This window comes from Bradyrhizobium sp. USDA 372 (assembly GCF_053629095.1).
In genome coordinates this window covers 2,660,476-2,683,984 of record NZ_JBRJHR010000001.1, presented here as the reverse complement: position 1 = coordinate 2,683,984, position 23,509 = coordinate 2,660,476, and the positions used below count along the sequence as shown (strand labels likewise).

Sequence of the window (23,509 nt, the reverse complement as noted above, 5' to 3'; positions counted from 1 at the left end):
AATCGCTGCAACGACGGAGGTGCGCTCCCTCTCCCGCTTGCGGGAGAGGTGAACGAGTCGCGCCGGATGCGTCGATCTCGCCTTCAGAACGTCGGCGGCGTGCAGGCCGAGATCACCTCGCACGGCTTGCCGCCGACGCAGCGGAAGCGATGCGGGCGGCGGCTCTCGAAATAATAGGCATCGCCGGGATTGAGGATGCGGCGCTCGTCCTCGACGGTGACTTCGAGCTTGCCTGAGATGACGATGCCGCCTTCCTCGCCGTCATGGACGAGATGCACGCGCCCGGTGTCGCTGCCGGGCTCGTAGCGCTCTTTGAGGATCTGCAGGCTGCGGCCGAACAGATTGTCGCCGATTTGTCGGTACGAGATCGGCTTCTTGCCGACCTCGGTGAGCTCCTCGGCGCGGTAGAAGATCTTGCGCCTGGACTCCGGTTCCAGCGCGAAGAACTCGGCGAGCCCCATCGGGATGCCGTCGAGGATGCGCTTGAGCGCGCCGACCGAGGGGTTCATCTGGTTGGATTCGATCAGCGAGATGGTCGAATTGGTGACGCCGGCACGCTTGGCCAGCTCGCGCTGCGACAGCTTGTGGCGCGCCCGGATGAATCGCAGCCGTCCACCGATGTCGACGCTCATGCCCTGGTCCCGTGTTGCAGGTGTTGCGGATCGCGCAAATATGGACCGGCAGCCCCAGCTAAATCAATGGCTTGCAGGTCACCAGAAAAGGACTTGTTGCGGTTTCCAAGCCGTGGCTCTGCTAGCGGGTCAGCAAAGGAGCGCGGCCGTGACCCTTCATCAGATTCCGAACACCATCAAGACCGACTCGTTCTGGATGCCGTTCACGGCCAACCGGCAGTTCAAGAAGGCGCCGCGCCTGTTCTCCTCGGCCGAGGGCATGCATTACACCACCGTCGACGGCCGCAAGGTGATCGACGGCTCCGCCGGCCTCTGGTGCGTCAATGCCGGCCACGGCCGCAAGCAGATCGCCGCCGCGGTCGAGCGCCAGCTGATGACGCTGGATTTCGCGCCCACGTTCCAGATGGGCCACCCGCTGGCCTTCGACTTCGCCGAGCGTCTGGCCGAGATCGCGCCGAAGGGCCTCGATCGCATCTTCTTCACCAATTCCGGCTCCGAGTCGGTCGACACCGCGCTAAAGATCGCGCTGGCCTATCACCGCGCCAACGGCCAGTCGAGCCGCACCCGCCTGATCGGCCGCGAGCGCGGCTATCACGGCGTCGGCTTCGGCGGCACGTCGGTCGGCGGCATGGTTGCCAATCGTCGTGCCTTTGCGACCCTGCTGCCGGGCGTCGACCACATCCGCCACACCCACGATCTCACCCGCAACGCCTTCGCCAAGGACCAGCCCGAGCATGGCGCCGAGCTCGCCGACGATCTCGAGCGTCTGGTCGCCTTGCATGGCGCCGAGACCATTGCCGCCGTCATCGTCGAGCCTGTGCCGGGCTCGACCGCGGTGCTGCCGCCGCCGAAGGGCTATCTGCAGCGCCTGCGCGAGATCTGCGACAAGCACGGCATCCTCCTGATCTTCGACGAGGTCATTACCGGCTTCGGCCGCCTCGGCACGCCGTTCGCCGCCAACTTCTTCGGCGTCACGCCGGACCTGATGACGACGGCCAAGGGCATCACCAACGGCACCATTCCCTGCGGCGCCGTGTTTGCGAGCCGCAAGGTGCATGACGGCATGATGGTCGGCCCCGAGAATCAGATGGAACTGTTCCACGGCTACACCTATTCGGCGCATCCGACCGCATGCGCCGCCGGCATCGCGACGCTCGACATCTACAAGGACGAAGGCCTGCTCACGCGCGGTGCGTCGATCGCCGAATATTGGCGCGATGCGCTGCACTCGCTGAAAGGCCTGCCGAACGTCGTCGACATCCGCAATTGCGGCCTGATGGGTGCGGTCGAGCTCGCGCCGCGTGACGGCATCGTCGGCGCGCGCGGCTATGACGTCATGGTCGACTGCTTCAACACCGGCCTTTACTTGCGCATGAGCGGCGACAGCTTCGCAATGTCGCCGCCGCTCATCGTCGAGAAGAGCCACATCGACCAGATGGTCTCGATCCTCGGGGACGCCATCAAGAAGGTGGCCTGATAATTGCTCTCGCCGCCAGCGAGTTGTGTCCTTGCAGCGGCGAGCGCCGCGGGAGTTTGACGAAGCGTGAAAGTCCTGATCCTCGGCAGCGGTGTCATCGGTGTCACCTCTGCCTACTACCTCGCGCGTGCCGGCCATGAGGTGACGGTCGTCGACCGTCAGCCGGAGCCGGCGCTGGAGACCTCTTTCGCCAATGCCGGCGAGGTGTCGCCCGGCTATTCCTCGCCCTGGGCCGGCCCCGGCGTGCCGGTGAAGGCGGTCAAGTGGCTGTTGATGAAGCACGGCCCGCTGGTGATCCGGCCGAAGCTCGATCCCGTCATGTGGGTCTGGCTGCTCAAGATGCTGCGCAACTGCACCAGCGCGCGCTACGCGATCAACAAAAGCCGGATGATCCCGATCGCGGAATACAGCCGCGACTCTTTACGCGATCTGCGCCGCGACATCGGCATCCAGTATGACGAGCGCTCGCAAGGCACGCTGCAGCTGTTTCGCTACCAGGCCCAGCTCGACGGCACGGCCGAAGACATCGCCGTGCTCAAGCAGTACGGCGTTCCTTTCGAGGTGCTGAGCCGCGAGGGCTGCATCGCGGTCGAGCCGGCGCTTGCGGGCGTGAAGGAGAAGTTCGTCGGCGGACTTCGCCTGCCGCAGGACGAGACCGGCGACTGCCACATGTTCACGCAGGCGCTCGCCAAGCACGCCCAGGCGCTCGGCGTCCGCTTCATGTTCAACACCTCGATCGACCGCATCGTCACCGAGGGCGCGCGCGTCAGCGGGGTCGCGACCAGCGCCGGCCTGCTGCAGGCGGACGCCTACGTGCTCGCGCTCGGCAGCTGGTCGTCGCGGCTGGCGGCGCCGCTCGGCATCTCGCTGCCGGTCTATCCGGTGAAGGGCTATTCGATCACGGTGCCGATCAAGGACGCCTCCGGCGCGCCGGAATCGACCGTGATGGACGAGAGCTACAAGGTCGCGATCACCCGCCTCGGCAATCGCATCCGCGTCGGCGGGACCGCGGAGATCTCGGGCTATTCGAGCAAGCTCTACGACGCGCGCCGCGACACGCTCGATCATTCGCTGACCGACCTGTTCCCGCGCGGCGGCGATCTGTCCAAGGCGACGTTCTGGAGCGGCCTGCGCCCGATGACGCCGGACGGCCCGCCCGTGATCGGCCCGACCCACTACGCCAACCTGCACCTCAACACCGGCCACGGCACGCTGGGCTGGACCATGTCCTGCGGCTCGGGCCGCGTTCTCGCCGACATGCTGTCCGGCAAGAAGCCGGAGATCGACGTCAGCGCGTTGACGGTGGAGCGGTACAAGCACCGGTTTGGCTAAGGCTCTATCCCCTCGTCATTGCGAGGAGCGAAGCGACGAAGCAATCCAGAATGCCTCCGCGGTGAGGCTCTGGATTGCTTCGCTTCGCTCGCAATGACGGCGTGTAGATGTCCCGGGATTTCTTCAGTCCGCCGCGTGCGTTGAAGCAGCTACCCCGCCCCCGTCACGCAATTCACCCACAGCACCACGGCCTTCGCATCCTGCGCCGGATTGGAAAACCGGTGCGGCCTTCGGCTCGCGAAGCGAAAGCTGTCGCCTGTTTTCAGCGACCACGTCTGGGTGTCCACCGTCAGCATCATCTCGCCTTCGAGCACCAGCCCTGCCTCTTCGCCGTCGTGGGTGTAGAGCTCATCGCCGGTGGAGCCGCCGGGCTCCAGATGCACCAGGAACAGATTGAGCTTGTTGTCGCTGCTGGCCGGGCTCAGCAATTGTTTGGACACGCCCGTGCGCCAGAGCTTCAGCTCGGGCCGTTGCAGCCCGCGTGTCACCACCTGATCCGATGCGCCGTCAGCGCTCGGGCTCGCGCCGAACAGCGCGGCGATGCCGACGCCGAGCACGTCGGCGAGGGTCGCCAGCACCCGCAGCGACGGCGACGACAGCCCGCGCTCGATCTGGCTGAGAAAGCCGATCGAAAGCTCCGTGCGCGCGGCGACCGTCTCCAGCGAGAATTGCCTGACCCGCCTGAGGTCGCGGATGCGGCGGCCGACCGCGACGTCCATCGCCGGCTCGGCCGGCTTGGCCTTCACCTTAGCCGGCCTTTTCTTGGCCGGCTTTGCGGCGGCCGGTTTGCGCATTCTTTTGCCACCGCTCACGTCAAACCGCTTCCTTCATGTGCATGAAAACCGCTTGCATCGTCCGCGAAAGTATGACCAAAATTTCATATTAGTGAAAATAGGCCGAAACGGCCCGGCCCGCAACGTCTGATCGCGACATGCGCCGGCCAGGCCCAAAAGGGGGATGCGATGAAGCGTTTTGTTCAGGCCGCAATCGCGGCGCTCGCCATTGCCACAGCCGTGCCGGCTTCGGCGCAGCAGGTGCTGAAGGTCGGCTCGACACCGACAGGCATTCCCTTCACGTTCCTCGACACCAAGACCAACACCATCCAGGGCATCATGGTCGATCTCGTCACCGAGATCGGCAAGGACGCTGGCCTCAACCTGCAGATCGAGCCGATGGCGTTCTCGGCGCTGATCCCGTCGCTGACCTCGAGCAAGATCGACATCATTGCGGCCGCGATGTTCATCACCGCGCCGCGCAAGGAGGTCGTCGACTTCTCAGACCCGATCTACACCTATGGTGAAGGCCTCGTGGTGCCGAAGGGCGATGCCAAGGCCTACGCTGCGCAGGAGGACCTGAAGGGCGAGACGGTCGGCGCGCAAGTCGGCACCGCCTTCGTCGATGCGCTGAAGAAGTCCGGCCTGTTCGCGGACGTGAAGGCCTACGACACCATCCCCGACATCCTGCGCGACGTGAACACTGGCCGTCTCAAGGCCGGCTTCGCCGACTATCCGATCCTCGCCTACAATCTGAAGCAGGGCGGTTTCCCCGACGTGCGTCTCGTCGACAGCTACAAGCCCGTTACCGTCGGCTCGGTCGGCATCGGCGTGCGCAAGGGTGAGAGCGCACTGCTCGGCAAGATCAATGCCTCGCTGGCGAAGCTGAAGGCCAACGGCACCATCGACAAGATCCTCGAGAAATGGGGCCAGAAGGCGCAAGGTTGATTGCCAAGACCTGACCGCAAGACCTGATCGATCGAAGGCTGCCCGATGAAAGGCTTCTGGCGCGACGCCGTCGAGTTCTTCCCGATCCTGCTGAACGGCGTCGCCCTGACGATCATCGTCACGGTGGGCTCGCTGCTGCTCTCGACGGTGCTGGGCCTCGTCTGGGCGATGATGCGGGTCTCCGGCATAAGAGCGCTGTCGATGCTCAGCGCCAGCCTGATCAACGTGATCCGCGGCATCCCGATCATCGTGCTGTTGTTCTACCTGTACTTCGTGATGCCGGATCTCGGCGTCACGCTGTCGGCCTTGCAGGCCGCCATCCTCGGCCTCGGCATCGCCTATTCGGCCTATCAGGCCGAGAACTTCCGCGCCGGCATCGAGGCCATCGACAAGGGCCAGATCGAGGCGGCGCAGTCGATCGGCATGGGCTGGTGGCTCACCATGCGCCGCGTGGTGCTGCCGCAGGCGGTGCGCATCGTGCTGCCGCCTTACGGCAACGTCATGATCATGATGCTGAAGGATTCCTCGCAGGCCTCGACCATCACGGTCGCCGAGCTCGCGCTGCAGGGCAAGCTGATCGCGTCCTCGACGTTCAAGAACACCAGCGTGTTCACGCTGGTCGCCCTGATGTATCTCACCATGAGCATTCCGTTGATCCTGCTCGTCCGTCACTTCGAGAAGCGGGCCGGCAAGCGATGATCGAGCTGAGCGACGTCCACAAGAGCTTTGGCAAGGTCGAGGTGCTCAAGGGCATCACGGCGAGCGTCGAGAAGGGCGAGGTGGTCTGCATCATCGGCCCCTCCGGCTCCGGCAAATCCACCATCCTGCGCTGCATCAACGGGCTCGAAAGCTACGACCGCGGCGAGATCAGCGTCGAAGGCTTGAAGGTTGACCGCGACGCGCCGTCGATCGTGAACATCCGCACCCAGGTCTCGATGGTGTTCCAGCGCTTCAATTTGTTCCCGCATCGCACTGCGCTGGAAAACGTCGTCGAGGGACCGCTCTTCGTGAAGAAGGAGCCGCGTGCGCAAGTGCTGGAGCGCGGCCGGACGCTGCTCGCCCAGGTCGGGCTTGCGGAAAAGGCCGACGCGCATCCGCCGCAGCTCTCCGGCGGCCAGCAGCAGCGCGTCGCCATCGCGCGGGCGCTCGCCATGCAGCCCAAGGCCATCCTGTTCGACGAGCCGACCTCGGCGCTCGATCCCGAGCTCGTCGGCGACGTTCTTGGCGTCATGCGCAAGCTCGCCGACGACGGCATGACCATGGTCGTCGTCACCCACGAGATGGGCTTTGCCCGCGATGTTGCCGATCGCGTGCTGTTCATCGACGGCGGTGTGATTGTCGAGCAGGGGCCGGCGAAATCGGTGCTCAATCAACCGCAGCACGCGCGGACGCAGGACTTCCTGCGCCGCGTGCTGCATCCGCTCTGACCGGACTCGCCATGACGCGCCTGCCTCTGCCGCCCTCGCTCTATGCCGATACTGCAGTCGCGCCGGTTGCCACGCCGCCGCTCGACGTCGACAAGAGCGTCTCCGTCGCGATCGTCGGCGGCGGGTACACCGGCCTCTCCACCGCGCTGCATCTGGCGGAGCAGGGCGTCGAGGCGCTGGTGCTGGAGGCGCAGGAGCCGGGATGGGGCGCGTCCGGCAACAATGGCGGTCACACCAATCCCGGACTGAAGCATGATCCCGATCAGATCGAGGCCGATTTCGGCACCGAGCTCGGCCGCCGCATGATCGCGTTCGCCTACGGCACGACCAACTTCACGCACGATTTGATCCGCCGTTACCAGATCCCGTGCGAGGCGCGGCAGAACGGTACGCTGCGGGCGGCTTACAATGACAGCAGCGCCGCCGCGATCGAGAAGACCGCGCAGCAATGCATCCGCCGCGGCCTGCCGGTGACGTACCTCGACCGCGCGCAGCTCCGCGACATGACCGGCACCGACCGCTACATCGGCGCCATGCTCGATACAAGCGGCGGCGATCTGCATCCCCTCAGCTACGCCCGCGGGCTTGCGCGGGCCGCCATTTCGGCGGGCGCGACGGTTCATGGCGAGACGCCGGCGTTGTCGCTGCGCCGCGACGGCTCGCGCTGGCGCATCGAGACGCCGCGCGCGGTGGTTCATGCCGACAAGGTCCTGCTCGCCACCAACGGTTTTACCGACGATCTCTGGCCGGCGCTCCGCCGCACCATCGTGCCGGTGTTTTCCTCCATCGCCGCCACCGCGCCGCTCTCCGACGCGGTCGCCCGTTCGATCATGCCGACGCGCCCCGTTCTCTACGAGAGCGGCCACATCACGGTCTATTATCGCATCGATCAGCAGAACCGCCTGCTGATGGGCGGACGCGGCCCGATGCGCTGGATCAAGTCGCCGCATGACGTCGCCTATCTCATGCGCTATGCGGAGCGGCTCTGGCCGCAGCTCAAGGGCGTTGCCTGGACCCACGGCTGGAACAGCCGGCTCGCCATCACCAAGGACCATTATCCCCACGTGCACGAGCCGGCGGAAAGCGTTCTGATCTCACTCGGCTGCAATGGCCGCGGTGTTGCGCTCTCGACCGCGATGGGCGCGCAGCTCGCCCGCCGCCTGATCGGCGGCGCCAAGGCCGAGATCGACATGCCCATCACCGGCATCAAGCCGATCCCGATGCATGCGTTCTGGCCGGTCGGCGTGACCACCGCCGTGATCGCGGGCCGCGTGCGGGACCGGCTCGGCATATGAAAAAAGCGTCGCCCGTGAGGAGCGACGCCTTGTGTGAATTCCGGATCGGCTTTAGCAGCGACCCTGCTTCCACAGTCCGGGCGGGCAGCCGTAACCGCGCCAGCCCACTTTGCGTCCATGCGACCAGCCGGGCGGCGTGCCATGGTAATGATGGCCCATCTTATGGCCATGACCATGGCCATGACCATGACCGCCACCATGGCCGCCCTTGGCCAAAGCAGGGCTGGTGAATGTGAACCCGGCCGCAATGACCAGCGACGCAGCGAGCGCAAGTTTCTTCATATGTCCTCCAGGGGTGAGCGCACTTGTCCGTTCAATGAACGACGTTCGGCTGCCTAAGTTCCCCGCGAATGTGGAGGAGTCGTGACGCTCGCCTTGATGCGTAATGGCGCAAATGCTCAACGCGCGCTGGCACGATCTTTCTTCGATCCCCGCGGTCAGCTCTCCGCCACCGCATCGGCCCACGGCTGGAAAATCTCGACCGCGCCGGAATTGAGCTCGCCCTCGCGCATCACGACGCTCGGGAAGGCGAACTTCTGCGGCACCGCCTGCAGCCGGCTCTCTTCATAGTCGAAGCGCGCGGCCAGCGCCTCGCGCACCTCCGCCGGCAGGCGCGCATCGCCGATCACCACCGCGCCTTCGCTGGCGTCGATGCGCGGCTGGTGGATGGCGGCGTCCAGGTCCATGCCGTAATCCATCGCGAAGGACACGAGCTGCATCACCGCGGGCAGGATGCGGCGTCCGCCGGAGGCGCCGATGGCGAGGCGCTTGCCGCCCTTGGTTTCGGCGATGACCGGCGTGTAGTTGCAGAGGCAGCGCTTGCCCGGTGCAAGCGAGTTGGTGGTACCGGGCGTCGGGTCGAACCACATGATGCCGTTGTTCATGGTGATGCCTGTGTGCGGTGTCACGTAGCGCGAGCCGAACGACGAGAGCAGCGTCTGCGTCACCGCCGCGATGTTGCCGTGACGGTCGACCACCGAGAAATGCGTGGTGCAGGCCGGCGCCAGATATTCGGCGCCGAGCGAGCGCTTGCCGTCGGCATCGCCCATGTCCTTGAGCCGCTCGCGGAAGGCGGCCTGCAGAGCGAGCGCAAATTCGACATAGGCGCCGGCATCCGGCGCGACTGCGGGCGTCAAGCTCTGCTGCAGCAGGCGCAGCGCATGTGCCATGGTCGGCCCCGCGGTGAGCTCGGGGGTCGCGAACACCCTGCCTTCGCGATAGGGGATCGCCAGCGGCTCGCGCAGATGGGCGCGGAAGGCAGCGAGATCCTCCACCGACAGCGAGCCGCCGTCGGCCTTGATGTCGGAAGCAATGCTCCTGGCGAGATCGCCTTGGTAGAAATCGCGAGCGCCCGCGTCGGCGAGATGTGACAGCGTCGCCTTCAGGGCGTCCTGCGGCAGCCGCGTCTCGAACTTGATGCCCCATGGCGCGGTCGGCGGCAGGCCGTCCTTCAGATATGCGGCCGCGCTCGCGGGATAGCGCCTGAGATCGGCTGCCGAGCCCGCGATCGTCACCGTCGTCCACCAATCGACCAGCAGGCCTTCGCCGGCGAGCCGAGCTGCCGGCGCGATCAGATCCTTCCACGGCATCTTGGCGTAGCGGCGATGCGCCTCTTCCATTCCGGCGACGACGCCGGGCACGGCAATCGAGCCGGGGCCGTGAATGTTGCGATCGCCTTTCACCCTTGGCCAGGGAAACAGGTCGGAGGCGGCGCCTTCGCCGCTGAGCGAATAGTCCTCAGTGCGCAGGCTCTGCGGCGCGCACATGCCGTAGTCGATCACCTCATAGCGATTTTCCTTGGCGCGGTAGAGCACCATCGCACCGCCGCCGCCGATGCCGCTGTTCCAGGGCTCGAGGACGTTGAGGGCAAATGTGGTCGCGACGATCGCGTCCACGCAGTCGCCGCCGGCGGCCAGCACCTGCGCCCCGACTTCAGCCGCCCGCCGCGATTGCGAGGCAACGATGCCGCCCTGGGATGTGACGGCGGGCTTGCGGACGGTTTGGTTGAGACTGAACTGCTGAGGCATGGTGTTGTCTTGATGCTTGTCGATGGCTTCGCTGCGTTGAATGCGAGGCTCCGCAATTGGCGAAGCGCGCGGACAATGGCACATTGCCGCCAACGAGAACATCCAAAGGGAGGCGCGGCATGGCTGGTGTGAAACAGGCGCGGGATGGCGCGGTCGGGATCCTGACGCTCGACGAACCGGCCAGCCTCAACGCGATGACGCCGGACCTGCTCGGCGCGCTCGCCGCTGCCGTGACCGAGATGACGCAGGACGAGGACATCCGCGCTCTGATCCTGACCGGCGCGGGGCGCGGCTTCTGCTCGGGCCAGAACCTGAAGGCCTCGGAGGCACTCGGCGAGGACATCGCGGCCGGCGTGATGCGCTTCTACTGGCCGGCCTTCAAGGCGCTGCGCGAATGCCGCGTGCCCGTCCTCGTCGCCGTCAATGGCGTTGCGGCTGGCGGCGGTTTTAGCCTGGCCATGGCCGGCGACATCATTGTCGCGGCGCGGTCGGCGAGCTTCATCCAGGTGTTCAGCCGCATCGCGCTGGTGCCGGATCTCGGCTCGACCTGGCTGCTGCCGCGACTGATCGGCCGGCAGCGCGCGCTCGAGCTGATGCTGCTCAACGAGCCGCTGACGGCGGAACGTGCCCAGGAGATCGGCCTGGTGCGGCAGGTCGTCGACGACGCCAAGCTGATGGACGAGGCGTTAGGTCTGGCCCGCCGCCTCGCCGAAGGACCGACCCGCGCTTTGGTGGCCACGCGCGCGCTGGTCGAGGAGAGCGAGCACGCGACCTACCAGGCGCAGTTCCGCCGCGAGATCGAGCTCCAGGCCACGATCCGCAAGAGCGCGGACGCCATCGAGGGCCGCAACGCGTTCGTCGAAAAGCGCAAGGCGAGGTTTACGGGGAGGTGAGGTGGGGCACACTTTCTCCCCTCGTCATGCCCGGGCTTGTCCCGGGCATCCAGCGTCCTCGTATCGGCGCCCCCAAAACGTGGATGGCCGGGACGAGCCCGGCCATGACGAAAGATAAAAATGTCTGCAAAGGCGCGCTAAGCGCTGCCTCAGCGCATGCGATCCAGCCGGCTGGCCTGATACTTGGCGCGCCATTTCGGGCCCGGTCCGCGCATGTAGTGCAGCTCGGGGCGATAGGGGTTGGCCGCGACGCGGATCAGCGTCTGCCATCGGGTGGCCACGAAGCTCAGGGGCTGACGCAGCAGGCTCAGTGAAGCGAGCAACATGGCATCACCTCAATGCGGCTTGCCGAGCATGGCGGTGAAGGGGAGATCGAAGATCTCCTCGCCAGCGTCGTCGCTGACATGGATCACCCAGTCGCGCCAGTCTTCGGCACCGGGGGTCTGGATCATCGAGTTCATGATCTGAGCGGCGCGGTCGCGCGCCTCGGTCAGATTGGCGACGGCGGCGCCGTAGCGGTCGATCAGCGTGCCCTCGGTGTTGGAGCAGTGAAAATAGACCTGGACCATAGGCGCCTCCTGTAGAAAGCGATCGGGACGGCAAACCGATACCACCCCAAGCATTCGCGAAACATTCGGGTCGAGCCCGGTAAGGAAATCTACGGATATTGGTCGGACCCAAGGTCGTTACAGGTTTAATCACAGGCGGGTGATGACTGGACGGCGCCGCGGCGGCATGGAACAACGTCCGCGGGAAGGCGGGGGTCACCGTGAACCAGCTCACATTCGCGCGCGAACGCCGACATCTGCGCTTGCTTGCAGCGATTGTCTTTCCGGCGGTTTTGGCCGCCGCGCCGCTCGGCTTGGCCCCGGCCTCATCCGAGCCGGTCAGGAAGAGCGGCTATGCGATCGGCACGGAAGCCTGCGGCAGCGGCGAACTGGCCTTTCCCAGGATCCACATCGACATGAAGGCGGGATTTTGCGCCGGCCTCGTCGCCAGCGAAGAGGACCGCCTCAAATTTCCGCGCGCGATCGTGCAGGTGCCCGGCCGCGACCTGTTCGTGGTCGCCGACATGGGCGGCTGGGGCCACACCGACGGGCGGCTGCTGCTGCTCGATCCGCGTGCGCCGCAGGGGCAACGCTTCAAGGATCTGTTGACGGGGATAGAATATCCGTTCGGCCTCGTCGTCGGCCCGGACAGGAAGCTCTACGCCTCGACCGCGGAGACGATCTTCCGGTTCGATCCGCTTGCCGACAACCCGCGCAGCACGGTCGAGACCATCATCCGTCACATGCCCGGCCGCCGGATCACGCTGCCGGATGGCAAGAGGGTCGATGAGAGCGCGCATCCGCTCAAGCAGTTCGTGTTCGATCGCGACGGCCGGCTGTTCGTCAATCTCGGCTCGCACAGTGACGACTGCATCACGCCTGCGCCGATCACAAAAGCCTGCGCGGCGGCCGAGGGCGCGTCCGCGCTGGCCTCGATCTGGCTGTTCACGCCGCCGGCAGGCGGTGTCTTTCCGGCATTGAAGCCCGGCGATCCCGACCCGCCGCACACCGTCTATGCGCGCGGCTTGCGCAACTCGATGGCCCTGGTGCTGCATCCGAATTTTCCGGATGCCGGCTACGCCTTCCTGCAGGGCGAGAACGCCCGCGACCTGCCCGACATCTTCAAGCCGAACGAGGAGATCAACGCAATCGAGCAGGGCAGGCACTATGGCTGGCCCTATTGCTACGATTTGTCGACGCCGAGCCCCGAATTCAGGCTGGTGCTGCAATCGGGGATCTACAAATCGCTCTGCTCAGCCAACGCGCTCTACAAGCCGCCGCTCTCGCTGATGCCGCCGCACGGCGCGCCGCTCGCGATGCTCTATTACCACGGCGCCAAATTCCCGGAGCTGGAAGGCAAGCTCTTGGTCGGCCTGCACGGCTATCGTCCGACCGGCAGCCGGCTGCTGGTCTATGACGTCGACGAGCACGGCTTTCCAAAACCCAGTGCGGCCCCGGTGCGCTATCACGTGAGTTGCGCGGCCGACCCGACCCGCAGTTTCCAGACCGACGCCGGCGAGGTCGCGGCCGCGCCGTTCGAGGAACTGATCGCAGGCTGGCATCGCGTCAACGGCGCGCGGCCGCAAGGCGCGCCGGTCGGCATGACGGTCGCGGAGGACGGTGCGATCTGGCTGGTCGAGGACAAGAACCAGACCGTGATCCGGATCGATCGCGCGGCCGGCGAGCGACCTCAGCCGCTCCCCTGCGATACGCGCAGCCAGGCGATGATCGACCAGCTCGCAGCTTTCGTCGCCAGGGACGCGCAGAACAGCGCTCGCCTCACCACCTTGCGCAAGGGCCTCGTCCAGAAGCATTGCGTCGGCTGCCATTCGGATTTCGGCCTGAATGCGGGGCAATCGGATGCGGAGAAGGACAGGGTGGTGCTGCACTTCATGCTGGCGCAGGACGGCTGGATCTATCCTGGCGATCCCGACGCCGGCAGGCTGCGCACGCGCCTGCGCGGCCTTGGCGCCGAGAAGCTGATGCCGCCCGGCGGTGAGAGCCTCCCGAAGACCGAGCCCGGCTATTCGCGCCTGCTCGATACCGCGGACCTGTTCGTCGCCAAAATGGTTCCGGGCACGCGGATGCGGATCAAGCCGGGCCCGCCGCAGCGGAAGTTTTTCAGCAAGGCCAACAAGGAATGCGGCGAAATACCGGCCGGAAAGGTCGTCGTCGTGACACAAAGGAGCGCTGTAGACAAATCCGGCTTCAGCCGATTCTTCCGGCCGGCCGATCCCTATCTGAATGGTGAGTGCACCGACGGCGATGGCTATTACATCCGGCAGGAACTTCTGGTGCCTGTGCAGTAGCATCCTGCTGGTCGCGACGCAGCCGGCCGCCGCCGAAACGAAATTGTTCGACAGCGCACAGGTGACGCCCGCCAGCGAATACACCTTCGGGATCGAAGGGCCGGCCGCCGATCTCGACGGCAATCTGTTCGTGGTCAATCTCGGCAAGCCCGGCACCATCGGCAAATTGCCCGCGGGCGGCGCCGCCTCGGAGCTGTTCACGACGCTCCCCGGCGGCAGCGTCGGCAATGCGATCCGTTTCGATCGCAGCGGCACCATGTTCATCGCCGACTACAAGAAGCACAACATCTTCGCGATCCCAAAGGGCGCGACCGAGCCCGCGGTGTGGTTTCACTCCGACCAGATGAACCAGCCCAACGACATCACCATCGCGCGCGACGGCACGATCTATGCGAGCGATCCGAACTGGAAGGGCCGCGAAGGCCACATCTGGCGCATCGTCAGGGGAGCGGACGGGACGGCGCAGGGGCAGGTGATGTCGGCGCCGCGCGCGATGGGCACCACCAACGGCATCGACCTCAGTCCTGACGGCAAGACGCTCTATGTCGGCGAGTCCAGCAGCGGCCAGATCTGGTCCTATGCGATCAGCGGCAACGAGCTCACCGCGGCAAAACTGGTCAAGGCATTTCAGCCCGACACGATCGACGGCCTGCGCACCGATGTCGCCGGCCGCCTCTACGTCGCACGCATTCTCAAGGGCACGATCGCCTTGATGAAGCCGACCGGCGCGGTCGAGCGCGAGATCCCGCTGAAGGCCAAGGAGCCGACCAACCTTGCCTTCGGCGGCAGCGACGGCAAGACCGTCTTCGTCACCCAGCGTCAGGGCGGCTTCATCGAATCCTTCCGCACCGACCAGCAGGGCCGCGAGCACTGTCTCCAGCGCGGCCGCTGCTGAGCTTCGCAAGCGCTCTGCTTTCGGCGCAGGGCAGCGCGACGATGGGCGGCATTCTTCTTGCTTGCATCCGGCGGCCGTGGCGATCAAGACTCTGCGGCACGTCCAGTAGCATGCGACCACGGAGTGTTTGAGTGAAAGCCGTCCATACCGAACTGCATCGCAGCCACGATCCGCAATTCTTCCTGGTGCGCGGTGTCGTCAAGCGCACCACCGAGCAGCCCGAGCGCGCCGACCGCCTGCTCAAGGGGTTGAAGGACGGCAAGCATCAACTGGTCGAGCCGACCAAGTTCGGGCCCGGGCCTCGCGCGCGAATTCACAGTCCGGAATACCTGTCGTTCCTCAGCGAAGCCTGGGACGCCTGGACCGCGCTCGGCGATTCCGGCCCGGAGATGATCGGCAATATCCATCCCGTGCGCCATGCCGCGACTTATCCGACCCATATCGTCGGCAAGCTCGGCTGGCACACCGCCGACACCGCGGCGCCGATCGGCCCGGGCACCTGGGCCGCGGCCTGCGCCGCCACCGACGTTGCGGTCACCGCCGCGCAGATGGTGATGGATGGCGAGGACGCCGTCTACGCGCTCTGCCGTCCGCCCGGCCACCACGCCTATCGCGACATGGCCGGCGGCTTCTGCTTCCTCAACAACAGCGCGATCGCGGCGGCGCATCTGCAGCAGAAGCACGAGCGCGTCGTGATCCTCGACGTCGATGTCCATCACGGCAACGGCACGCAAGGTATCTTCTATGCCCGGCCCGACGTCTACACGATCTCGATCCATGCCGACCCCGCTGCGTATTATCCCTACGTATGGGGCTATGCGCATGAGCGCGGCGAAGGTCCGGGCCTCGGCACCAATCTCAACATTCCGCTTCCCATCGGCACCGGCGATGACGGCTATCTCCAGGCGCTGGACATCGCGCGCAAGGCGACCGAATCCTTTGCCCCCGGCGCCCTCGTCGTCGCACTTGGTCTCGATGCCTCCGAGCACGATCCGCTGAAGGGATTGGCCGTCACCACACCCGGCTTCCGCCGCATCGGCCAGGCCATCGCGAAGATGGGCCTGCCGACCGTGTTGGTGCAGGAGGGCGGCTATCTCTCGGATATCCTCGGTGCCAACCTGACCTCCGTGCTGGCGGGCTTCGAAGACGCGCGGTGAGATCGCTTCGCCTCTTCCTGCTCAACGCGCTTACTCAGCCGCTTCGCGGAGCGGCCAGGCATGGCGGCTGATGGGAAGGCCGCCGTGCGCGCGGGAGCCGTCGGCGATCGCGAGGCGATGCGAGGGCGATGGCGAGCACAGCGAGAAGCGCCAGCCGTCCGGATCGTCGACGATGTCGGGCTTGAAGCTGATCTCGATGGCCTCGCGTGACACCTGCATGGCGAAGGCGTCGAGCGGCAGATTGAGCCCAAAGCCCCTGGCCTTCAGATAGGCCTCCTTGAGCGTCCAATAGTCGAAGAAGCGCTCGATCGCCGCGGGCTCCGGCAGTCCGCGCAAGGTTTCGACCTCCTCCGGCGCAAAGAAGCGAAGCGCGGTGGACAGCGGCGCGATGCGCCGCGATACGGTTTCGACGTCGACCCCGACGGCCTCATGCCGCGACACCACACAGGCGACGCAGCCGTCGGCATGCGACAGGCTGAAATGCAGCGCGGTCGCGGTGGCCGGTGCTGCGACGAACGGCCGGCCATAGCGGCCCGCGCCGAACGACCAGTCGGTGGGTGCGACGTTGGAAGCGACCTGTGACAGCGCCAGGCGCAACATGGCATGTGCGAAAATGTACTGCCGCCGATGCCGCTCGAACACGAAGCGATCGGCCCGCGCCCGTTCGTCGACCGAGAGCAGGCGTCGGCACGCCTCGATCGCGCCCGGCGCGTCAATGGTCTCGATCAGTCCGACAAAGAGTTCGATTCTGTCGTCTGCCATCAATTGGGCCCATGGCGTCAGGAGAGGCCAAATCCCCCGGTCCCGACGGAAGAAGCAACTGCGCAAGAATCAGCCGAGAGGACCGTTCCTAGCGGTCCACCCGGGCGATTTCTTGTCGATTTGCAGGCCGGTTTACAGGCGCAAGCTTGTGCGAGCCCCCAAGCTCGACAAGCAAGCGGCCGATCTGCGAAGACTCGTACGGCGTCCCCGACCGACGAATTTATTTCTTCTTCTTGGACTTCTTCTTCTTGGACGCGCGCAGAGCCTTAAGGCTGGCTTCGACATCCTTCAGCTCGGTCTGGAGTTTCTGCTTCTCGAAATTGAGCAGGTCCTGCAGCGCCTTACGGTCCTCCGCGCTGAGCGAGGTCTTCTTGGTAAATTTGATGAAACCCATAACACTCCCCGGGTTGAAAATAATCGTCCAAATCAAACCCCGGGAATAATCTTGCGCGCTGGTGCCAAATAATCAAGATGCAACTTGATCATTCACAGCTTTGCCGCGTGAACCCGTATTCTTGCGCGATGCAGCGGCGTCAGGCGGCCCTGCGCGCGAGCAATCTGCCGAGCGGTGCGTTGGGCTGGGCGATCGCCGCCGTCAGCAGCGCGACGAGGTCCTCCATCCATTCTCCGACCACGCGGCCCTCCAGCAAATCGCGCTTGTAATTGCATGAGCCGGTGATGCCGGTCGGGCGCTCCTTGAGCATCAGTGACAGCCAGGTCTGGTCGATCGGCAGCACCGGCTGGCCCTCGCGCGCCACGTTGCCGATCGATTCCGTCGCGAGATCCGGGAGATCGAGCGGTTGGCGCAGCGGATTCTGCAGCGTGAAGTAGAGCTGGAGCAGCGAGGCCGGATCGATCCCCTCCTGCTCCAATCGATCGGCCAGGACGTTGAACGGCAGCTCCTGCCGTGCATGCGCGTCGAGCACGCTCTGGCGCACCCGCATCAAGGCCTGGACGAACGACAGATCCGGTGTGATTGTCGTGCGGACGATCACCGTGTTCTCGAACGGGCCGATGATTCGGTCGGTGTCCGGCTGGGCACGATTGGCCATGGCGGTCGCGATCGCGATGTCGGTGCGGCCCGTCCGGGCCAGCAGCATGGCCTTCAGGCCGGTGAGCAGGCACATGAACAGCGTGCAACTGTGCTGGCCGGCGAACGCCGTCAGCCGGGCGATCAGCTCGTGCTCGAGGCTGACCGGATGATGCCCGGTGGAGGCGCCCGGGCTCGATTCGCCGTTGAAAAGGGGGCCGGCTCCACGCAAATTCTGGGTCCAGTCTTCAGCCTGGCGGCGTGCCGCGTCGGTGCCGCACCACCAGCGCTGCCAGCGTGCGACATCCGAAAAGGCCGGCGGCGGCTTCGGCAATGGCGCGGACGGATATCCGGCCAGCGCCGCATAGCGGCTCGACAATTCCTCGAACAGCACGCCGATCGACCAGCCGTCGACGACGGCGTGATGCAGCGTCAGCAGCAGCACGTGGTCGTCGTCGTGGAGCCGCAACAGCCGGGCGCGCAACAGTGGCGCGCGCCTGGTGTCGATCGGGATATAGGTCTCCTGCTCGATCAGGAGATTGATCTTCCTGAGCTCGAGCGCCTTGCGCCGCTTGTTGTTGTGGGGATGGCCGTCGCCGATGGTCTCGACCGTCATGATTCGGCCGAGCGTGCGCGGCGCGGCGATGCGGCTTTCGGGCTCAATCGCCGTTCCAGGCGAACGCGGTGCGCAGCGATTCGTGCCGGCGCACCACGTCGTCGATCGCCTTTGCCAGGGCAGCCGAGTCGAGCGGGCCCTGTAGACGGAAGGCGAAGGGCAGGTTGAACTGCGGCAGCCCCGGCAGATTCCGTTCGATGTGCAGCATCTGGTCCTGCCCGATGGAAGGCGCGGGCGGCCCGCCCGCAGCTGATCGTGGCAGGCTTGCGGCAGGCTTGCGCGGCTTCGTGGCCACGGCCTCGTCGATCCGCCGCGCCAGCCCTTCGATCGTCGGCGCCTCGAAGATGGTCTTGATCGGCAGCGATACGCCGAGCGCCCGCGCGATCCGCGCCATCACCTGGCCGGCCAACAGCGAATGGCCGCCGAGGTCGAAGAAATTGTCGGTGACACCAATGCTCTCGGCCTTCAGCAGTTCGATCCAGATGTCGGAGAGCACCTTTTCGGTGAAGCGCCGCGCCGGGACGGCCGCATCCGGGCCGGACGTTTCCGGCGGGACGTGCGCCAGCAGCGCGGAGCGGTCGATCTTGCCATGGGCGTTGAGCGGCACCTGATCCAGGAACAGGAAGGCGGAGGGGATGGCGTGGCCGGGCAACCGGCTCTTCAGGAAGTCGCGCAGCTCGCTGGCGCTGCTGCGGCTGCCGGGCTTGGCGACGACATGGGCGATCAGCCTGATATCGCCGCTCGCCTCGCGGCGCGGTTCGACGATGGCGGCGCGCACGCTTGGATGCTCGGCCAGCGCGTTCTCGATCTCCTTGAGCTCGATGCGATAGCCGCGGACCTTGACCTGATGGTCGGCGCGGCCGAGGCATTCGATCGTCCCGTCGGCGCGGCGCCGGGCCAGATCGCCGGTCCGGTAGAGCCGGCTGGCGGCCTGGCGCGAGAACGGATCGGGCAGAAAGCGCTGCCGGCTCTGCGCGGGATCGTTGATGTAGCCGCGGCCGATTCCTGCGCCGCCGATGCAGAGCTCGCCGGTCACGCCGATTGGTTGCGGTTGGAGGTGCGCGTCGAGCACGTAGAGCTGGGTGTTCGGCAGCGGCGCGCCGACCGGAACGTTGGCCGTCGCGATCGCCGGCGCCTCGGTCAGGCGATGCAGGGAGACGTCGTCGGAGCATTCCGACGCGCCATAGGCATTGATCAGCGGCACCCTCGGGCAGCGGGCAAACCAGGCGCGGCAAAGGTGGACGGGCAACGGCTCGCCGGTGGAAATCAGCAGCCGCAATCTGGAGAAGGCGCGCAGCATCGGCGCCTCGTCCATGCGATCGAGAATGACGCGCAGCAGCGAAGGCACGATCTCGAGCACCGTGATGCCCTCGCGCTCGATCTCCCGCGCCAGCAGGATCGGGTCCTGCACGATCGCGTTGCCGCAGACATGGACGCGCGCGCCGACCATGGGACCGGCGAGGAATTGCCAGACCGAGATGACGAAGCTCTGAGGCGCGGTCTGCGCGATCACGTCCTTAGGCGAGAGACCGAGCTCGGAGATCAGCGAGGCCAGATGGTTCGACAGGCCGCGCTGCTCGATCATGACGCCCTTCGGCGCGCCGGAGGAGCCGGACGTATAGACGAGATAAGCGAGGCTCGCGGCGGCGCGCCGCGCGGCGCGGGCCGGCTCGTCTGCCCTTGGCGCGAGCGCGTCGTCGAGCTCGGCCACCTGGATACGCTCGACCAGCGGTTCGAGCAGGGCCTCGACCATGGCAGACTGAGCCCGCCCGGTCAGCAGCACACCGGCACAGCTGGATCCGAGGATGGTCGAAAGCCGTGCCGTCGGCTGGTCGGGATCGAGATTGAGGAAGGCCGCGCCGACGCGCTGTACCGCGATCATCGCGGCGAGCAGGTCGGGGCCGCGCTCCGCGAGCAGGGCAACCACGCTCTCGGCGCCAACGCCCTCGCGGGCCAGCCAGCGCGCGGCCGCCCGGCTGCGGCGTCCCAGCTCGCGATAGGTCAGGGACGTGCGACCGTCCGACACCGCGACGGCGTTCGGCGTCTTCCTCGCCTGGCGGTCGAAGCGTTCGCTTAAGTTGCCGCTTGTGGTGAAATCGGCCGGCGTGCCCCGGCCTTTCGCCAGCAATTGCCGGCGTTCGGCTTCGGTCAGGAGCGGCAGGCGCGAGATGCGCTGCTCCGGATTGGCGATGACGGCCTTGAGCAGCGTCTTGAACTGAGCAGCCATGCCTTCGATCGTCGCGGCATCGAGCAGATCGGTGGCGTATTCGAAGAAGCCGGTGAAGCGGCCATCGGCCTCGACCAGTTCGAGCGTGATGTCGAAGCGCGCCACCCTGGGATCGACTTCCAGCCGCCGCGTCGACAGGCCGGGAAAGCGCGCCGCCTCGATCGAGGCGTTCTGGAGGATGAACATGATCCGGAACAGCGGATTGCCGTCGCTGCGGCGCGCGACCTGCAATGCGCGCAACACCTCCTCGATCGGAAGGTCCTGGTTGCGGTAGGCGTCCAGCGTGACCTGCCGCACCCGCCGCAGCATCTCGCCGAAGCTCGGATCGCCGCTGAAATCGTTGCGCAGGATCAGGGTGTTGGCGAACAGCCCGATCAGGCGTTCGCTCTCGATCTGGTTGCGGTTGGCGATCAGCGATCCCGTTGCGACATCCTCATGCGAGGTGTGGCGGAACAACAGGCACTGGAAGGCGGCGAGCAGCGTCATGAACGGTGTGACGCCCTGGTTCTGGCTCAGCGTGCGCAGCTCGGCCGACAGGGATTTTGGCAATTCGAGATAGTGGCGCGCGCCGTGCCCGCTCCACACCTCAGGCCTCGGCCTGTCGGTTCGGAGCGGCAGCATGGTGATGCCGTCGAGCTGGGCGCGCCAATAATCGAGCTGCTCCCTGGCCGCCGGCGTCTGCGCCCAGCTTTGCTGCCAGAGCGCGAAGTCGCGATATTGGAAGGCGGGCGGAGGCGGTGCGGCCGGATGCTTCTTGCGCGCCGCGGCATAATGGACGGCGAGCTCCTCCCAGAACAGCCGCTGCGACCAGCCATCGGTGGCGAGGTGATGGACGTTGACCACCAGCGCATGGCTGTTCTTGCCGAACGACAGCAATGTGGCCTTCAGGGGCGGCTCGTGCGCCAGGTCGAACTGATGTTGCGCAAGCTTGAGCGCCTCGCGCCGGATTGCCGCAGGCCGCTTGTCTGCCGGGCATGGCTTGAGCTTGATGTGCGCCAATCGTGGCGGCGACGACAGCACGAGCTGCACCGGCTCGCCCTGGCGCTCGATGAACACCGAGCGCAGCGCCTCATGGCGCGTTGAGATCACAGCGAGGCTCGCAGACATCGCGGCGGCGTCAACGCGGCCCTCGAGAACGGCGATTTCGACGACGTTATAATTGTACCGGGTCGGGTCGAGCCGCGAGAGCACGTACATCCGCTGCTGTTGGAACGACAGCGGTGCGTCCGTGCCCGCGGCGCGGCGCCAGGCCGGCAGCGCCGTCTCGCGCCGGCTTGCGGCGGTCTCGATCCGGGCCGCGAGCGCTGCGACCGTCGGGCAATCGAAGATGTCCTCGAACGAGAAATCGACATTGAAGCGGTCGCGCAGGCGCGAGCGCATCTGTGTCACGGCGAGCGAATCTGCGCCGAGCGCGAAGACGTCCTGGTCGGCGCCGACCTGCGGCAGTTCCAGCAGGCCGGCCCAGATCTCGGCGAGCTGGCTTTCGATCGCAGTGCGCGGCAGCCGGGTCTCGCGACCTGCGTCCGCGGTTGCAATCAGCTCGGCGAGGGCATTGCGCTTGACCTTGCCGCTGGCGCCCTTCGGCAGCGTGGCCACACTGCGGATCAGGCTCGGCACCTTGTAGGCTGCAAGCCGCTTTCGTGCGAATTGGCGCAGCTGGTCCGAGGTCGCCTCGGCGTTCGGCCGCAGCACCACGATTGCTGCGACGTTCTCGCCGAGCTTCTCGTGCGGGACCGCGAACACGCCGGCCTCCAGCACCGCCGGATGGCCGAGCAGGACGTCCTCCACCTCCAGCGGCGAGATCTTCTGCCCGCCGCGATTGATGACGTCCTTGATGCGGCCGACGATGAAGAGATAGCCGTCATCATCGAGATAGCCGAGGTCGCCAGTCCTGAACCAGCCGTTGCGGAACGCGGCCCGTGTCGCCGCCTCGTCATTGTAATAGCCGCGGCTCATGTTCGGCCCGCGCAGCATGATCTCGCCGTGCGCGCCGCTTGCGAGCATGCGGCCCGTCTCGTCCATGATCGCGATCTCCGGGCCGGCGGCGCGGCCGACCGATCCGACCTTGCGCAGCTCGAACGGATTGGCCGCGATCTGCGAGGCCGCCTCGGTCATGCCGTAGGTCTCGAGCACGGGAACGCCGAACGTCGCCTCCAGCCCGGCGAGAATCGCCGGCGCGAGCGAGGCCGAGGCCGACCGGATCACGCGCAGCGACGACAGTCGGGCGCGGTCGGGGTTCGCTTCCGCCGCCGTCAGCAATGCACGATGAATGGTCGGCACCGCCGTGTACCAGGTCGGCTGCAGCTCCCGCATCCAGCCGAAGAAGGACGCTGCGTCGAAACCGTCGGTGCAGATCACGCTGGAGCCCGCAGCCAGCGCCGTGAGCAGGCCGGAGATCAAGCCATGGGCATGAAACAGTGGCAGCACATTGAGCAGGCGATCATGCGTCGTGAGCGACAGCACATGGCCGGCATTGTAAGCGGAGAGGCAGACATTGCGGTGGGTCAGCGGCACCATTTTCGGCCGCGCCGCCGTACCTGACGTCAGCAGGATGAACGCATCGTCGTCGCCGCGCGAAGCGCCGTTGGCTCTTGCCGCCCCGATCGCCGGAGCGATGAACGTGCAGCCGCCGAGATCGTGGGCGGGCCCCGCCACGAAATCGATCACGGCGATATCGAGCGCCCTGGCGACGTCACGGCTCGCCGAGTTCATGTCGGCCCGGGTCACGAGCGCCGTCAGCTTCAACTCGCTGAAATAGCGTTGCAGCTCGTCCGCCGTCAGGTCGGGGTTGACGGGGACGCAGGCGCAGCCTGATGCGACCGCGATCAGCGCCAGCGCAGAATCCGCGCCGCGCGGCAGCGCAACCGCGATGCGGTCTGCGGGGCCGATGCCGAGTTCACGCAAGGTCTGGACCAATTGCCGGATCGACTCGGCCAGCGCGCCATATTTGAGCGCCGGCCGGCCGGGAGCGAGGAGTGCGGGGGCGGCCGGCGTCTTGCGGGCATAGAATTCGAGAAGGCCGCTGATATGCGCGAATATCTTCGGTTCGGCCGTGGTGCCGGCGAAGGCTTCGTCCGCTCCGGTTGCAATACCCGACAACGCCATTCCCTTTTGGTCCGATTAAGTTATTCTTCCAAGAAGTTAGGGAATGCGTCCAGTCC

18 protein-coding genes and 1 pseudogene are annotated in these 23,509 nt (G+C 66.2%); 10 read left to right on the top strand and 9 right to left on the bottom strand.

Features of this window, described 5'->3' with window-relative positions; genetic code table 11:
- Positions 1–83: 83 nt before the first annotated feature.
- Entirely contained in the window at positions 84–632 is a 549-nt protein-coding gene (locus AB7M16_RS12750; protein ID WP_008561958.1) for a cupin domain-containing protein, read from the bottom strand.
- A 148-nt stretch (positions 633–780) separates the two neighbouring features.
- On the opposite strand from AB7M16_RS12750, the gene AB7M16_RS12745 reads away from it, so the two are divergent.
- The gene (locus tag AB7M16_RS12745) at positions 781–2,109 is read left to right on the top strand and encodes an aminotransferase class III-fold pyridoxal phosphate-dependent enzyme (RefSeq protein ID WP_453944113.1); all 1,329 of its coding nucleotides are present in this window, start codon (positions 781–783) and stop codon (positions 2,107–2,109) included.
- A 66-nt stretch (positions 2,110–2,175) separates the two neighbouring features.
- Positions 2,176–3,441, top strand: a complete 1,266-nt coding sequence (locus AB7M16_RS12740) for a D-amino acid dehydrogenase (RefSeq protein ID WP_453944112.1) — start codon at positions 2,176–2,178, stop codon at positions 3,439–3,441.
- Positions 3,442–3,590: 149 nt separating this feature from the next.
- Here the strand turns inward: AB7M16_RS12740 and AB7M16_RS12735 are convergent, their stop codons facing one another.
- Positions 3,591–4,235 (bottom strand): helix-turn-helix domain-containing protein, encoded by a 645-nt coding sequence (locus tag AB7M16_RS12735; protein ID WP_453944111.1) that lies wholly within the window; start codon positions 4,233–4,235, stop codon positions 3,591–3,593.
- Between the two features lie 168 nt (positions 4,236–4,403).
- On the opposite strand from AB7M16_RS12735, the gene AB7M16_RS12730 reads away from it, so the two are divergent.
- From AB7M16_RS12730 to AB7M16_RS12715, 4 genes are read left to right on the top strand one after another with little or no spacing between them, the layout of a single operon-like run.
- Positions 4,404–5,162 carry an ABC transporter substrate-binding protein gene (locus tag AB7M16_RS12730; RefSeq protein WP_212259265.1) on the top strand — a complete coding sequence of 253 codons (759 nt, stop codon included), beginning with the start codon at positions 4,404–4,406 and terminating at the stop codon, positions 5,160–5,162.
- 45 nt (positions 5,163–5,207) lie between these two features.
- Entirely contained in the window at positions 5,208–5,861 is a 654-nt protein-coding gene (locus tag AB7M16_RS12725; protein WP_172788145.1) for an amino acid ABC transporter permease, read from the top strand.
- A complete protein-coding gene (locus AB7M16_RS12720) occupies positions 5,858–6,589 on the top strand; it encodes an amino acid ABC transporter ATP-binding protein (RefSeq protein WP_172788146.1) in 732 nt (243 codons plus the stop codon). Before AB7M16_RS12725 ends, AB7M16_RS12720 begins: the two co-directional genes overlap by 4 nt.
- An 11-nt stretch (positions 6,590–6,600) precedes the next feature.
- Positions 6,601–7,884, top strand: a complete 1,284-nt coding sequence (locus AB7M16_RS12715) for an NAD(P)/FAD-dependent oxidoreductase (RefSeq protein ID WP_453944110.1) — start codon at positions 6,601–6,603, stop codon at positions 7,882–7,884.
- 51 nt (positions 7,885–7,935) lie between these two features.
- On the opposite strand, the gene AB7M16_RS12710 is transcribed toward AB7M16_RS12715, so the two are convergent.
- Complete coding sequence (locus tag AB7M16_RS12710; RefSeq protein WP_453944109.1) at positions 7,936–8,166, bottom strand: hypothetical protein; 231 nt, start codon at positions 8,164–8,166, stop codon at positions 7,936–7,938.
- 155 nt (positions 8,167–8,321) lie between these two features.
- Positions 8,322–9,911, bottom strand: a complete 1,590-nt coding sequence (locus AB7M16_RS12705; protein ID WP_453944108.1) for a gamma-glutamyltransferase family protein — start codon at positions 9,909–9,911, stop codon at positions 8,322–8,324.
- Between the two features lie 119 nt (positions 9,912–10,030).
- On the opposite strand from AB7M16_RS12705, the gene AB7M16_RS12700 reads away from it, so the two are divergent.
- Positions 10,031–10,804 (top strand): enoyl-CoA hydratase-related protein, encoded by a 774-nt coding sequence (locus AB7M16_RS12700; protein ID WP_453944107.1) that lies wholly within the window; start codon positions 10,031–10,033, stop codon positions 10,802–10,804.
- A gap of 149 nt (positions 10,805–10,953) precedes the next feature.
- Here AB7M16_RS12700 and AB7M16_RS12695 read toward each other — a convergent pair whose 3' ends face one another.
- The gene (locus AB7M16_RS12695; RefSeq protein WP_172788150.1) at positions 10,954–11,130 is read right to left on the bottom strand and encodes a hypothetical protein; all 177 of its coding nucleotides are present in this window, start codon (positions 11,128–11,130) and stop codon (positions 10,954–10,956) included.
- Between the two features lie 9 nt (positions 11,131–11,139).
- The gene (locus AB7M16_RS12690) at positions 11,140–11,373 is read right to left on the bottom strand and encodes a DUF6894 family protein (protein WP_025032002.1); all 234 of its coding nucleotides are present in this window, start codon (positions 11,371–11,373) and stop codon (positions 11,140–11,142) included.
- Between the two features lie 200 nt (positions 11,374–11,573).
- On the opposite strand from AB7M16_RS12690, the gene AB7M16_RS12685 reads away from it, so the two are divergent.
- The 3 genes from AB7M16_RS12685 to AB7M16_RS12675 all read left to right on the top strand — a co-directional run bounded on the left by AB7M16_RS12685 (position 11,574) and on the right by AB7M16_RS12675 (position 15,713).
- Entirely contained in the window at positions 11,574–13,661 is a 2,088-nt protein-coding gene (locus AB7M16_RS12685; RefSeq protein WP_453944106.1) for a PQQ-dependent sugar dehydrogenase, read from the top strand.
- The gene (locus AB7M16_RS12680) at positions 13,618–14,556 is read left to right on the top strand and encodes an SMP-30/gluconolactonase/LRE family protein (RefSeq protein WP_453944105.1); all 939 of its coding nucleotides are present in this window, start codon (positions 13,618–13,620) and stop codon (positions 14,554–14,556) included. The genes AB7M16_RS12685 and AB7M16_RS12680 overlap by 44 nt, the downstream gene beginning before the upstream one ends.
- 131 nt (positions 14,557–14,687) lie before the next feature.
- On the top strand, positions 14,688–15,713 hold the full coding sequence (locus AB7M16_RS12675) for a histone deacetylase family protein (protein WP_453944104.1): 1,026 nt from the start codon (positions 14,688–14,690) through the stop codon (positions 15,711–15,713).
- A gap of 30 nt (positions 15,714–15,743) precedes the next feature.
- Here the strand turns inward: AB7M16_RS12675 and AB7M16_RS12670 are convergent, their stop codons facing one another.
- The 3 genes and pseudogenes from AB7M16_RS12670 to AB7M16_RS12660 all read right to left on the bottom strand — a co-directional run bounded on the left by AB7M16_RS12670 (position 15,744) and on the right by AB7M16_RS12660 (position 23,453).
- Complete coding sequence (locus AB7M16_RS12670) at positions 15,744–16,475, bottom strand: 4'-phosphopantetheinyl transferase family protein (RefSeq protein WP_453944103.1); 732 nt, start codon at positions 16,473–16,475, stop codon at positions 15,744–15,746.
- A gap of 220 nt (positions 16,476–16,695) precedes the next feature.
- A complete protein-coding gene (locus AB7M16_RS12665; RefSeq protein ID WP_172788155.1) occupies positions 16,696–16,869 on the bottom strand; it encodes a hypothetical protein in 174 nt (57 codons plus the stop codon).
- Between the two features lie 139 nt (positions 16,870–17,008).
- Positions 17,009–23,453, bottom strand: a pseudogene (locus tag AB7M16_RS12660) (amino acid adenylation domain-containing protein).
- Between the last annotated feature and the right edge of the window lie 56 nt (positions 23,454–23,509).